The organism is Tahibacter sp. (genome assembly GCF_035481375.1).
GTDB lineage: Bacteria > Pseudomonadota > Gammaproteobacteria > Xanthomonadales > Rhodanobacteraceae > Tahibacter.
The window spans coordinates 1-13,523 of sequence record NZ_DATIGT010000264.1; the positions used below are offsets into that span (position 1 = coordinate 1).

General features: G+C 68.7%; 9 protein-coding genes. 7 read left to right on the forward strand and 2 right to left on the reverse strand.

Features of this window, described 5'->3' with window-relative positions:
• Positions 1 to 88: 88 nt before the first annotated feature.
• From VLF18_RS17110 to VLF18_RS17120, 3 genes are read left to right on the forward strand one after another with little or no spacing between them, the layout of a single operon-like run.
• Positions 89 to 2,647: a DNA topoisomerase I gene (locus tag VLF18_RS17110; protein WP_325280839.1), complete on the forward strand. Its 2,559-nt coding sequence runs from the start codon at positions 89 to 91 to the stop codon at positions 2,645 to 2,647.
• A gap of 10 nt (positions 2,648 to 2,657) precedes the next feature.
• Entirely contained in the window at positions 2,658 to 3,218 is a 561-nt protein-coding gene (locus VLF18_RS17115; RefSeq protein ID WP_325280840.1) for an L-threonylcarbamoyladenylate synthase, read from the forward strand.
• Between the two features lie 12 nt (positions 3,219 to 3,230).
• On the forward strand, positions 3,231 to 4,574 hold the full coding sequence (locus VLF18_RS17120) for an AMP-binding protein (protein ID WP_325280841.1): 1,344 nt from the start codon (positions 3,231 to 3,233) through the stop codon (positions 4,572 to 4,574).
• 36 nt (positions 4,575 to 4,610) lie between these two features.
• On the opposite strand, the gene VLF18_RS17125 is transcribed toward VLF18_RS17120, so the two are convergent.
• Positions 4,611 to 6,401: a glucan ABC transporter ATP-binding protein/ permease gene (locus VLF18_RS17125; RefSeq protein ID WP_325280842.1), complete on the reverse strand. Its 1,791-nt coding sequence runs from the start codon at positions 6,399 to 6,401 to the stop codon at positions 4,611 to 4,613.
• Between the two features lie 239 nt (positions 6,402 to 6,640).
• Between VLF18_RS17125 and purD the strand changes: the two genes are divergently transcribed.
• Together purD and VLF18_RS17135 are read left to right on the forward strand one after the other, a co-directional pair.
• Complete coding sequence (gene purD / locus VLF18_RS17130; protein WP_325280843.1) at positions 6,641 to 7,921, forward strand: phosphoribosylamine--glycine ligase; 1,281 nt, start codon at positions 6,641 to 6,643, stop codon at positions 7,919 to 7,921.
• Positions 7,922 to 8,002: 81 nt separating this feature from the next.
• On the forward strand, positions 8,003 to 8,533 hold the full coding sequence (locus VLF18_RS17135) for a DUF4124 domain-containing protein (RefSeq protein ID WP_325280844.1): 531 nt from the start codon (positions 8,003 to 8,005) through the stop codon (positions 8,531 to 8,533).
• Positions 8,534 to 8,603: 70 nt separating this feature from the next.
• Here VLF18_RS17135 and VLF18_RS17140 read toward each other — a convergent pair whose 3' ends face one another.
• Complete coding sequence (locus VLF18_RS17140) at positions 8,604 to 10,289, reverse strand: tetratricopeptide repeat protein (protein WP_325280845.1); 1,686 nt, start codon at positions 10,287 to 10,289, stop codon at positions 8,604 to 8,606.
• A 193-nt stretch (positions 10,290 to 10,482) separates the two neighbouring features.
• Between VLF18_RS17140 and VLF18_RS17145 the strand changes: the two genes are divergently transcribed.
• Together VLF18_RS17145 and VLF18_RS17150 are read left to right on the forward strand one after the other, a co-directional pair.
• On the forward strand, positions 10,483 to 12,372 hold the full coding sequence (locus VLF18_RS17145; RefSeq protein ID WP_325280846.1) for an MFS transporter: 1,890 nt from the start codon (positions 10,483 to 10,485) through the stop codon (positions 12,370 to 12,372).
• Positions 12,365 to 13,504: an MGDG synthase family glycosyltransferase gene (locus VLF18_RS17150; protein ID WP_325280847.1), complete on the forward strand. Its 1,140-nt coding sequence runs from the start codon at positions 12,365 to 12,367 to the stop codon at positions 13,502 to 13,504. Before VLF18_RS17145 ends, VLF18_RS17150 begins: the two co-directional genes overlap by 8 nt.
• Positions 13,505 to 13,523 lie beyond the last annotated feature (19 nt).

Consider the following 13,523-nt stretch of genomic DNA (forward strand, 5'->3'; position numbering starts at 1 on the left):
GCCCCGGGCGTCCGCTTCTCTGGCGCCCGCATCTGGGCCACCCTAGCCGGCCCCGGACGGCCCACCCGAACTCCCCTGAACCCCTGACATGCCCAAGCACCTGCTCATCGTCGAGTCGCCCGCCAAGGCCAAGACGATCAATAAATACCTCGGCAAGGACTTCACCGTCCTGGCGTCCTACGGCCACGTCCGGGACCTGGTGCCGAAGGAAGGAGCGGTCGACCCCGACAACGGGTTCGCGATGCGCTACGACCTGATCGAGAAGAACGAAAAGCACGTCGATGCCATCGCCAAGGCCGCCAAGGGCGCCGACGACATCTTCCTGGCGACCGACCCGGACCGCGAGGGCGAGGCCATCAGCTGGCACATCGCCGAGATCCTGAAGGAACGCGGCCTGCTGAAGGACAAGCCGCTGCACCGGGTGGTGTTCACCGAAATCACCCCGCGCGCCATCAAGGAAGCCATGGCCCAGCCGCGGCAGATCGCCGGCGACCTGGTCGACGCCCAGCAGGCGCGCCGCGCGCTGGACTACCTGGTCGGCTTCAACCTCTCGCCGGTGCTGTGGCGCAAGGTACAGCGCGGCCTGTCCGCAGGCCGCGTGCAGTCGCCTGCCCTGCGCATGATCGTGGAGCGCGAGGAAGAGATCGAAGCCTTCAAGGCGCGCGAATACTGGAGCATGGACGCCGAACTCGCGCACGCGACGACGCCGTTCCGCGCCCGCCTGCTGCGGCTTGCGGGCAAGAAGTTCGAACAGTTCGACCTGACCGAAGCCGGCTCGGCCTACGCCGCACGCGACACGCTGTACGCCGCGGCCGGGGCGACGCGCATCGCCGGCAACGACACGCCGTTCGATACCGACGCGCCGGTCTGGCACGGTGGCCAGCTCGTCGTCGCCGACGTGCAGTCGCGCGAACGCAAGCGCCGCCCGGCCGCGCCGTTCACGACCTCGACTCTGCAGCAGGAAGCCGCGCGCAAGCTCGGCTTCACGACAAGCCGCACGATGCGCCTCGCGCAGCAGCTCTATGAAGGCATCGCGATCGGCGACGAGGGCGTGGTCGGTCTGATCACCTACATGCGTACCGACTCGACGAGCCTGTCCGACGACGCCATCGGCGAGCTGCGCGACGTGATCCGGCGCGACTACGGCGCGAAGGCGCTGCCCGAAGCGCCGAACGTCTACAAGACCAAGTCCAAGAACGCGCAGGAAGCCCACGAAGCGATCCGGCCGACGTCGGCGATGCGCCGCCCGGCCAGCGTCGCGAGCGCGCTCAGCGACGAGCAGCGCAAGCTCTACGAGCTGATCTGGAAGCGCACCGTCGCCTGCCAGATGCAGCACGCGACGCTGAACACGGTTTCGGTCGACCTGGCCTGCGGCAAGGATTCGGCGTTCCGCGCGAGCGGCACGACCGTCGTCGATCCGGGCTTCCTCGCCGTCTACGAGGAAGGCAAGGACCAGAAGGCCGCCGAGGACGACGACGAGGGCCGCAAGCTGCCGCTCATGAAGACCGGCGACGTGGTGCCGCTGTCGGCGATCCTGGCCGAGCAGCACTTCACCGAGCCGCCGCCGCGCTTTTCCGAAGCGAGCCTCGTCAAGGCGCTCGAGGAATTCGGCATCGGCCGTCCGTCGACCTACGCCAGCATCATCCAGACCCTGCTGTCGCGCGAATACGTGACGCTCGAATCGCGCCGCTTCCGTCCGACCGACGTCGGCCGCGCGGTCAGCAAATTCCTGAGCGGGCACTTCACGCGCTACGTCGACTACGACTTCACCGCGAAGCTCGAGGACGAACTCGATGCGGTCAGCCGCGGCGAGGAGGACTGGGTGCCGCTGATGCAGCGCTTCTGGTCGCCGTTCAAGGAACTCGTCGAGGAAAAGAACGAAACCGTCGACCGCTCCGAAGCCACCGGCGCGCGCGTGCTCGGCGACGATCCGGCCAGCGGCAAGCCCGTGTCGGTGCGCCTGGGCCGCTTCGGCCCGTTCGCGCAGATCGGCACGAAGGAAGACGAGGACAAGCCGCGCTTCGCGAGCCTGCGCGCGAACCAGAGCATCCACACGATCACGCTGCCCGAGGCGCTGGAGCTGTTCAAGCTGCCGCGCAATCTCGGCCAGCATCCGGACGGCACCGAGATCACCGTCGGCGTCGGCCGCTTCGGTCCGTTCGTCAAGCACGGCTCGGTCTACGCCTCGCTCAAGGCCGAGGACGATCCGTATACGGTTGAACTCCCGCGCGCCCTGCAGCTGCTGCACGACAAGGCCGAGGCCGCGGCGAACCGCGTCATCAAGAGCTTCCGCGACGGCGCGATCCAGGTACTGCGCGGCCGCTACGGCCCGTACATCACCGACGGCGCGAAGAACGGCCGCATTCCCAAGGACCGCGAACCCGAATCGCTGACCGAAGCCGAGTGCGTCGAACTGCTCGCGGCGGCGCCCGACAAGCCGGCGCGCGGCGGCCGCTTCGGCAAGGGCAAGGGCAAGACCGAACCGAAGGCCGCGGCGAAGTCGGCCGCGAAGACGACCGAAGCCAGGTCCGCGGCGAAGAAGAAGCCCGCCGCAACGAAGACCGCCGCGAAAAAGGCTCCGGCCAAGAAGGCCACCGCCAAGAAGACCGCGACGAAAAAGGCGGCGACGAAAAAGCCCGCGTCCTGAGCACGGTCGCATGCTCGCCGCCGAACTTGAAGCCGCCGCCGCCGCGCTCCGCCGGGGCGGCGTCGTCGCCTATCCGACCGAAGCCGTCTACGGACTGGGCTGCGACCCGCTCGCCGAAGCCGCGCTGACGCGTCTGTTTGCACTCAAGCAGCGCCCGCTGCAGCAGGGCGTGCTGCTGATCGCCGCCGACTTCGATCAGGTCGAACGCTACATCGCGCTCGATCGCGTCCCGGCCGACGCGCTCGCGCGCGTGCGGGCGAGCTGGCCCGGGCCGAACACGTGGATACTGCCGCGCTCGCCGGCCGCACCCGCATGGATCGCCGGCGCCCATGACGGCATCGCGTTGCGCGTGACCGCGCACGCGCCGGCCGCCGCGCTGTGCCGTGCATTCGGCGGCGCCGTCGTGTCGACCAGCGCCAACCGTCACGGCCATCCGCCCGCAAGAACCGCCGCCGAATTACGTACTGTATTCGGCGACGGGCTAGACGCGATCGTCGACGCCCCGGTCGGGGGGCTTGAGCGCCCGACCGCGATCCGCGACGCTATCAGCGGGGAATTCGTACGACATTGAGGCCGGGGGGCTATGTCCGCAGTCATACAGGGAGCGCGATCGGGCGAGGCGGCCTTGCCGCTGATGGCCGGATCGGAACGGCGCATCGTCGCCTGGCGGCAGGGACGCCCGGTGCGCCAATCGGAATTTCTGGGTCACGTCGCGGCAGTCGCCGCGCGATTGCCGTGCGTGAATGCCGCGGTCAATCTCTGCGAGGACCGCTACCACTTTCTCGTTGCGTTCGCGGCCGTCGCCGTTGCCGGCCAGACCAATCTGCTGCCGCCGTCGCGCGCGCGTCAGGCCGTGGACGAGGTCATGGCGGCGCATCCGGGCTGCTACGCGATCAGCGACTGCGTGCTCGACGCCGCGCCGCCGCAACTCTGGCAACTGCCCGCGCTCGATGAACTCGCTGCCGGCGACGTCGCCGCCGTTCCGCTGATTCCGGGCGACCAGGTCGTCGCGATCGGCTATACCTCGGGCTCGACCGGTTCGCCCAAACCCAATCCCAAGACGTGGCGCAGCTTTCGCGCGAGCACCGCGCTGAACGCGACGCTGCTCGTCGGCGGCACGGCGCCGAGTCTCGTTGCGACGGTGCCGCCGCAGCACATGTACGGCATGGAAATGTCGGTGCTGCTGCCGCTGCTCGCGGATGTCGGCGTCGATGCGGCCAAGCCGCTGATGCCCGCCGACATCGCCGCCGCACTCGCCGCGCTGCCGGCGCCGCGCCTGCTCGTGACGACGCCGGTGCATCTGCGCGCGCTCGTGCAGTCGGCAATCACGCTGCCCGAAATCGGCGGCATCGTCTGCGCAACCGCGCCGCTGTGCCGCGAACTCGCCGCGGCGGCCGAAGCCTGCTTCCGCACGCGCGTGATCGAGGTGTTCGGATCGACCGAGACCTGCGTGATCGCGCACCGGCGCACCGCCGAGCAGGAAGACTGGCAGCACTACCCCGCGGTCGGCCTGCGTCCGCAGCCCGACGGCACGCTCGTCACGGCCGACTGGTTCGACGCACCGGTCACGCTGCAGGATCTCGTCGAACTGCTGCCGGGACACCGCTTCCGCCTGCGCGGGCGCAATTCCGATCTGCTGGAAATCGCCGGCAAGCGCGCCTCGCTCGCCGACCTCAATCGACGGCTGCTCGCGATCGAGGGCGTCGTCGACGGCGTGATCTTCCAGCGCGACTGCGATCGCGGCGGCGTCCAGCGGCTCGCCGCGCTCGTCGTCGCGCCGGATCTCTGCGAAGGCGAAATCCTCGACGCGCTGCGCACGGCGACCGACCCGGCCTTCCTGCCGCGCCCTCTGCGCAAGGTCGACCGGCTGCCGCGCAACGAGACCGGCAAGCTGCCGCGCGCCGCGCTGCTCGCGGCGCTCGAATGACGCCGCGGCGGCGCGCGGCGCGCGCCGCCTTTTCCACTACGCCGCCTTCTGGATTTCCGCGCCCGCGGCGCCGTCCTCGACCGCGTCGGGCGCGAACTTGCCCTGTTCGGCCAGTTCCGCGAACATGCCGCCGCGCGCGACGAGTTCGTCGAAACGCCCGCTCTCGACCAACCGCCCGCGGTCGATGACGAGGATCAGGTCGGCATTGCGCACGGTCGACAGCCGATGCGCGATCACGAACGTCGTGCGGCCCTGCGACAGCTCCTTCAACGCCTTCTGGATGCGCGCCTCCGTGCCGTTGTCGAGCGCGCTCGTCGCTTCGTCGAGGATCAGGATCGGCGCGTCCTTGAGCACCGCGCGCGCGATCGCGAGCCGCTGGCGCTCGCCGCCGGACAGCGAGCGGCCGCGCTCGGCGACGAGCGTGTCGTAGGCATCGGGCTTGGCGCTGATGAAGCCGTGCGCCTCGGCCGCGCGCGCGGCGGCTTCGACCTGTTCCGGCGTCGCCTGCGGATCCGCGATGCGCAAGTTGTCGCCGATCGAACGATAGAACAGCCCCGGCTCCTGAAACACGACGCCGATGTTCCGGCGCAACGAATCGACCCCGATCGTGCGCAGATCGCGGCCGTCGATGCGGATGCGGCCCGACTGCGGATCGTAGGCGCGATACAGCAGGCTCAGCGCCGTCGTCTTGCCCGCACCGGTCGGTCCGACGAGCGCGATCGTGCTGCCGGCCGGTGCGCGGAAGCTGAGGCCACGCACGGCCGGCACCGTGTCGCCGTCACCGGCGGCATAGCTGAAGCTGACGTCGTCGAACTCGACCTCGCCGCGCGCGCGGCCGAGATCGACCGCATCCGCCGCGTCGGCGATCGCCGGACGCGTGTCGAGCACTTCGAAGAAGTTGCGCAGCGAATGGGTCTGGAAAAACAGGCCGGAAACGAAGCCCGCGAACTGTTCGAGGCGGCCGATCAGCATCAGCGAGAAACCGACGAAGCTCACGATGTTGCCGACGCTGACCTCGCCCTTCGCATGCAGGTTCGCGCCGAGCGCGAAGATCGCGACGATGGTCAGCGTGCTCGCGGCGCGGTTGAGCACCGACAGCACGGCCCAGCCGCGCAGCACCGGGTATTGCGCCGTGAGCACGCGCGCCATCATCTGCCTGAGCGCGGCGATTTCCTCGCCGAGCCGCGTGAAGCTCTGCACCACGCCGACGTGGCCGAACACGTCGCTCGCGCGCGTGGAGATTTCATGGTGCAGCTCTTCGACCTCGGCCTGGGCCTTGTGTGTGCGGCGGATCGCGATCGCATTGAACATGGCGAAGCTCGTCATCAGCGCGACCATCAGCAGCGCGAGCTTCCAGTTCATGTACAGCGCAACCGGCACCATCACGAGGATCGACAGCAGAGTCGCGAGGTGCTCGCGAAAAAAGCCGAGCCACAGCCCGAACAGGTTGCCGACGCCGCCGTGCATCACGCGCGCGAGACGGCCAGTGTGGTTTTCGCCGTGAAACGACAGCGGCAGCGACGCGCCGTGGGCGAAGAACTGCTCGATCGCCGCGAGCCGGCGCCGGTGCGCGAGGCGGTCCGCGTGCAGCGACACCCAGACACTCGCGACCACGCCGCCGAAGCCGGCGAGCGCCCAGTACGCGATGAGTCGCGGCGCGTCAGCGGCGCCGGGCGCAGCGAGTGCGTCGACGACCTGTCCAAACAGCATGGGTTCGAGGAAATAGACGCCGGCCAGGACAAGGTTGGCCAGGGTCAGGGTGATGGCGAGCGTGCGTTCGGGCGCAAGCAATCCGATGACGCGCAGGTAAAGGCGCAGGATGTTCACCGACGTGAAGAGTCTCAGGGGGGGCGCAGGATCGCGCGGTGCGCATTGATGCATCCGTTCGCCGTCGCGATCCTGAACGGCGAAGGCCGCAACGCCTGCGCGGGCCCGGGTCCACAAAACGTAACGATTGCGGCGGGAATCCGCAGGAAAAACCGAATTTCCAAGCGGGAATTTCCGGGCACCCGGCGGCGACACGCTACAATTCCGCTCCGTTTTGCGGCTCTTCATCCAGGGATCTCATGAAAGTCCTCGTCATCGGCTCGGGCGGGCGCGAACACGCGCTGGCCTGGAAGCTCAGGCAGTCGCCGCGCGTCGTCGAAGTTCTCGTCGCTCCGGGCAATGCCGGCACCGCGCGCGAACCCGGCGTCCGCAATGTCCCGGTCGCGATGACCGATATCGAAGGGCTGCTCGCGCTCGCCAAGCGCGAGCAGGTCGACCTGACCGTCGTCGGCCCCGAGGGTCCGCTCGTCGCCGGCGTCGTCGATAAATTCCGCGCCGCCGGTCTGCGCTGCTTCGGTCCGCGCCGCGTTGCGGCACAGCTCGAAGGATCGAAGTCGTTCGCCAAGGATTTCCTCGCGCGCCGCAACATTCCGACCGCGCGCTATGCGGTCTTCACCGAACTCGCACCCGCGCTCGCCCACGTGCGCCGGCACGGCGCACCGATCGTGATCAAGGCCGACGGCCTCGCCGCGGGGAAGGGCGTCGTCGTCGCGCTGACGCTCGCCGACGCCGAGCAGGCGCTGCACGACATGCTCGGCGCGCACTCGCTCGGCGATGCGTCCTCGCGCGTGGTCGTCGAGGAATTCCTCGACGGCGAGGAAGCGAGCTACATCGTCATCAGCGACGGTCAACGCGCGCTGCCGATGGCGACGAGCCAGGATCACAAGCGGCGCGACGAGGGCGACAACGGCCCGAACACCGGCGGCATGGGCGCGTATTCGCCGGCACCGGTCGTCACACCCGAAGTCGAACAGCGCATCCTGCGCGAAGTCATCGAGCCGACGCTGGCCGGCATGGCCGCCGAAGGTGCGCCGTTCATCGGCTTTCTCTATGCCGGACTCATGATCGACAAGAGCGGCGCGCCGAAGGTCATCGAATTCAACGTGCGCTTCGGCGACCCCGAGACGCAGCCGATCATGCTGCGTCTGAAGTCCGATCTCGTCGAACTCGTCGAAGCCGCGCTCGACGGCCGTCTCGACCGCACGACGGCCGAATGGGATCCGCGTCCGGCGCTCGGCGTCGTGCTCGCGGCGCACGGCTATCCCGGCAACGTGCGGCTCAACGACGTGATCGAGGGACTCGACGCGCCGCGCGATCCCGATACGAAGGTTTTCCAGGCTGGTACGAAACTCGACGAGCAGGGCCGCGCGGTCAGCGCCGGCGGACGTGTGCTGACTGCCTGCGCGCTCGGCCAGGATATCGCGCAGGCGCGCGAACGCGCCTACGCGGCCGCGCGCGCCGTGCGCTTCGACGGCATGTTCTTCCGTCGCGACATCGGCCACCGCGCACTGAACCGCTGAATCGCGCACCGGACAAACTGTCCGGGACGCGAGGCTCCCGACGCCTCACGATCGCTTCGACACGCTCAACCGGACATTTTCATGCGCCTCGTTCTTCTGTTCGCCGCCGCCGCGCTGTCGGCCGCCTCCGCCGATGCCGCCGTCTACAAGTGCACCGGCGCGAACGGCGCGATCGAGTTCAAGGACAAGCCCTGCCCGCCCGGCAGCGGCGGCGAGATCACGGTCAAGGGCGTCGCGCGTTCCGACGAAAGCTCCGCCGCGCCGGCGGCCGGTGGCAGCGACGACGCCCAACGTGCAGGCAAGGGCGGCGACATCGCCGTGCTGACCGGCGTCTGGTGCGAATACGCCGTGTCGATGGATCCGGACGGCGAGAAGGACGAATCGTCGCCGGCGCAATGGACCATCACCGGCGATTCGCTCGAATACCGCATGAAGATCGGCGGCACGCTGAAGTCGAAGATCATCCGCAGAGGAGCGAGCTTCGCGATCGAGAACGGCATGCTCGGCGGTCCGGACCGCGACTGGGAGATCCAGTCGCGCCGCGGCGACACGATCGTGTTGAACGGACCGATCGGCGGGTATTTTCACCTGCGGCGCGGGGCGTGTCGTTGAGTGGCGGGCAAAGTTCCGGGAATCGGGAATCGGCAACGAAAAAGCGCGCCCTGGGGCGCGCTTTTTCGTTTCAGTTCTGCCTGGCCGATGCGGGTTGTGCGGCCGGGGCGGGGCGTGACGCCTGAGGCTGCAGCCGCGCGGGCCTGAACAGGCCGCTGTCGGCCGGCCAGGGCTTGTCGGGCATCTGGCTGGCCTGGAATTTCTTGAAGAACTCGCGGAACGGATCGGCGGCTTCGTTGCCGCCGTCGCGCACGGCGGCGAACATCGCCGATCCCTGCATCTCGGCCGCGACCGTGAACTTGCCCTCGGCCGCGTTCGCGAGCGCGACGGCTTCGATCACCTGCGGAATCGGCCGCTCGATATAGAGGCGGCGCGCGTAGTCCGCGGCCGTCTTTCGCTGGGCCTCGGTCGTGCCGCGACAGGTGGAACTCACGCGCACGAACACCTGTGCCGCGTAACCCTGGCGCTGGTTCGCCTTGAGCGAGGCTTCGAGATCGCGCAGCGCTTCGGTGCAGCGACCGTCGGAGACCTGCGCCGCGGCGAGGCGGCCGTGGTGTTCGACGACCTTGGGTTCGAGACGGATCAGCTGGCGGTACTGCTCGGCCGCCTGGGCGTAGCGGTTGATGCGCATGAAACGGTTACCGAGCAACAGGCGCGCTTCGATCAGGTTCGCATCGAGGCTGATCGCCTTTTCGTAGTCGGCCTGCGCGGCCGCTTCGTCGCCGCCGGTCTCGGCGACGACGCCGCGCGTGACGAGCGCGGCGGCATCGTTCGGCGACAGGCGCACGGCGTCGTTCGCGCGCGCCAGTGCGACCGTGCGGTTGCCGAGCAGCGCCTCGATGCGCGCCGACAGGCTCAGCAGCCCGGAATCGTTCGGCTTGGCGCGCAGCGCCTCGTCGAGCGGCGCGCGCGCCGCATCGAACTGCTGCACGCCGATCAGGAAGCGCGCGCGCGTCAGCGGATCATCCTGGTTCGCCGCGGGAGTCCCGGGTTGTTGCGCGTTCGCCGCCAGATCGATCGTGTTCACGCCGAGAAAGCCGGCGAGCAGCGGATCGAGCTGCCTGACCGCGACCGTGCCGGCTTTTGCGCGCGCCGCGTCGGCGGACGTCTTGTTGCCCTGCGCCGTGTAGATCTCGGCCTGCACGCCATAGAGCTGGTTGGCGCCCGGGTCGAGGCGCAGCGCTTCGTTGAGCGCGCTCAGCGCATCGGCGTGACGCCCCTGGCGCAGCGCGATGCGGGCGCGCAGCGAAGCCAGCATCGCATTGTCCTTGCCCTCGGCACCGGCCTGGTCGACGACCTGGCGCGCGCCGTCGACGTTGCCGCCGGCCAGCCGCGCCTCGGCGACGGCGACGCGCATCGGCACGTACTTGCGATCGAGGCGCAGCGCCTGTTCGAGGAAATCGTTGGCCTGCGCAGTCTGGTTGCGCATTTGCGCGAGCATGCCGCGCAGATAGATCCAGCGGGCGTCATCCGGCGTGACGACGATGGCGTTGGCGAGCGCCACGTCGGCCTCCGCGTAGAAACCCGCCTGGGCGTAGCTCGATGCGAGCAGCGAATAGGCCTTTGCGAGCTGCTCTCCGACCAGGGTCGCCTTGCTCCGGTCGAACTCGGCGCGCATCTCGACGAGCTCCGCGGCTTCGGCCTTGCCGATCTTGCTGAAATCGGGAATCGGCACCGGCCGGATGACGCTTTCGGCAGTAGCTGCATAGGAAATCAGCGCGAGCGCGCCGGCCAGGGCTAGGCGGGTCAGTTTCATGGAACTCCGGCGCCCGGCAGGCGGGCGTTGCAGGGAAAGGGCGGAAGTTTACGGGACCGGGCCCGCGAAACGGGATGATGGGCCGGGCCGCTGTTAACGCCCGGTTACGAGGCGCCGCGGCGACCGCACATGCGCGGCGGTCGCGGCAACGTCCGGTCTGCTAGATTGCGCGCGACTTTCCAAGGTTCCCGTCATGTCGAGCAGCAATCAGTTCGCCCTGCTGAAATCGCGCCGTTTCGGACCGTTCTTCTGGACCCAGGCGCTCGGCGCGTTCAACGACAACGTCTTCAAGAACGCGCTCGTGATCATGGCGGTCTACCAGATCGCCGCGCACGATCCGGTCCGCGCCGCCAACTACACCAACCTCGCCGCCGCGCTGTTCATCGCGCCGTTCCTGCTGTTCTCGGCCACGAGCGGCCAGCTGTCGGACAAATATGACAAGGCGCGGCTGGCCCAGCTCGTGAAGGTGCTCGAAGTCGCGATCATGGTCATCGCGCTGTTCGGCTTCCTGGCCAAGAGCATTCCGCTGCTGATGACCATGCTGTTCATGATGGGACTGCACTCGACGCTGTTCGGCCCGCTCAAGTACGGCCTGCTGCCGCAGGTGCTCGACTCGCGCGAACTCGTCGGCGGCAACGGCCTCATCGAGATGGCGACGTTTCTCGCGATCCTGCTCGGCCAGAACCTCGGCGCGCTGCTGATCACCGTGCCCGACCACGGCGCCTGGCTCGTCGGCGCCGCCACCATCGCGATCGCCCTGCTCGGCCTATTCTTCTCATTGCGCATGCCGCCGGTCGCCGCACCCGATCCGACGCTCGCGATCAACTGGAACCCGTTCAGCGAAACCTGGCGCAACGTCGGCTACATCCGCGGCAATCGCGCCGTGCTGCTGTCCTGCCTCGGCATCTCGTGGTTCTGGTTCTTCGGTTCGGTCTTCATCACGCAGCTGCCGACGTACGCGCAGCTCGTCATCGGCGGCAACGCGAACGTCTATACCTTCCTGCTGACGGTTTTCTCGCTCGGCATCGGCATCGGCTCGCTGCTCTGCGAACGGATGTCGGGGCACAAGGTCGAGATCGGTCTCGTGCCGTTCGGTTCGATCGGCATGACGCTGTTCGGCGTCGATCTGTATTTCGCGAAGCCCGATCTCGCGACGGTGCACGACCTCACCGTGATGGCGTTGCTCGCGCAGCCCTGGATCTGGCGCGTGCTCGCCGACCTGCTGCTGATGGCGGTGTTCTCGGGCTTCTTCATCGTGCCGCTGTTCGCGCTCATCCAGACGCGCTCGGATCCGACGCGCCGCTCGCGCGTGATCGCCGCGAACAACATCCTCAACGCGCTGTTCATGGTCGTCGCGGCCGGCCTGTCGGCCGTGCTGCTCAACGCGGCAGGCCTGTCGATTCCGCAACTGCTGCTCGCCACCGCGCTGATGAACGCAGTCGTCGCGATCTACATCTACACGCTCGTGCCCGAGTTCCTGATGCGGTTCCTGAGCTGGATCCTCGTCAACACGCTGTACCGCATCAGGCTCGACGGCATCGATCGCATTCCCGACGAAGGCCCGGCCCTGCTCGTCTGCAACCACGTCAGCTTCATGGATGCGCTGATCATCGGCGGCAGCGTGCGCCGGCCGGTGCGCTTCGTCATGTACTACAAGATCTTCAACATCCCGCTGCTGAGCTTCATCTTCCGCACGGCCAAGGCGATTCCGATCGCCGGCTACAAGGAAAACCCGGAACTGCTGGCGAAGGCCTTCGAGGAAGTCGACAAGGAACTCGCCGAGGGCAACCTCGTCTGCATCTTCCCCGAGGGCGGGCTGACCAAGGACGGGGAGATCGCGGAGTTCAAGAGCGGCGTGGAGAAGATCCTCGAGCGCCGGCCGGTGCCGGTCGTGCCGCTCGCACTGCGCGGGCTCTGGGGATCGATCTTCAGCCGCCGCGACAGCGCGCTGGGCCGTTCGCGCCTGCCGCGCCGCTTCTGGTCGCGCATCGGTCTTGCCGCCGGCACGCCGGTCCCGGCCGCCGAGGCCAGCGCCGAGGCGCTCGAGGCTCAGGTCCGCATCCTGCGGGGCACGGATGCCTGATCCGACTACCGCAAGACCGTCTCGCCTGCTGCTGCTCAGCGTGTCGGCCGGAGCCGGCCACGGCCGCGCCGCCGACGCGCTGCGCGCGGCCGCACAGGCTCGCGGCATCGAGGCGCAGCATCTGGATGTCATGGACTACGTGCCGCGCGCGTTCCGCGCGCTGTATACGGAGTTCTATCTGCGCCTTGTGGAAAAATTTCCCTCGCTCTGGGCGCAGCTCTACCGCATCACCGACGAGACGCCGCCCGACGCGGCGCTCGCCCGGCTGCGCCGCGCGATCGAGCGCCTTAACGCGCGCAGCCTGCGTCACGCGATCGTCGACTTCGCGCCCGACGCGATCGTCTGCACGCATTTCCTGCCGGCCGAGCTGCTCGCGCGCGAGCAGGCGCTGGGCAGGCTGCAATGCCCCGTACACGTGCAGGTCACCGACTTCGACCTGCATGCGCTCTGGGTCGTCCCCGGACTCGCCGGCTACTACGCCGCGAGCGACGAGGTCGCCGCGCGCATGCGCGTGCGCGGGCTCGATCCGGCACGGATCCACATCTGCGGCATTCCGATCATGCCGGCGTTCGCCAAGGTGCCCGATCGCGAGACCTGCGCGGCGGCGGCCGGACTTGATCCGAAACGGCCCGTGCTGCTGCTCATGGGCGGCGGAGCGGGCGTCGGCGCGCTCGACGAGGCCGCGGCGCAGTTGTTGAACATCGAACACGATTTTCAACTCGTCGCGCTGGCCGGCCGCAACGAAGCGATGCTGGCGCGCCTGCAGCAACTGGCCGCGTCGCATCCGGGCCGGCTGTTTCCGCAGGGTTTCACACGCACGATCGAGCGGCTGATGGGCTGCGCCGATCTCGCGATCGGCAAGCCCGGCGGACTGACCACGTCCGAGTGCCTGGCGCTCGGCCTGCCGATGATCGTGTTCGCGCCGATTCCGGGCCAGGAAGAACGCAACTGCGACTACCTGCTCGAACACGGCGCCGGGCTGAAGGCGGTCGACGCGACGGCACTGGTCTACCGGGTGCGGGCGCTGCTCGGCGATCCGGCACGGCTCGCGCGCCTGCGCGACAGCGCGCACCGCCTCGGCCGGCCGCACGCCGCGTCCGACGTGCTCGACCGCGTATTCGGCAACGGCTGAGGCCGGTAGGAGGCGGTGT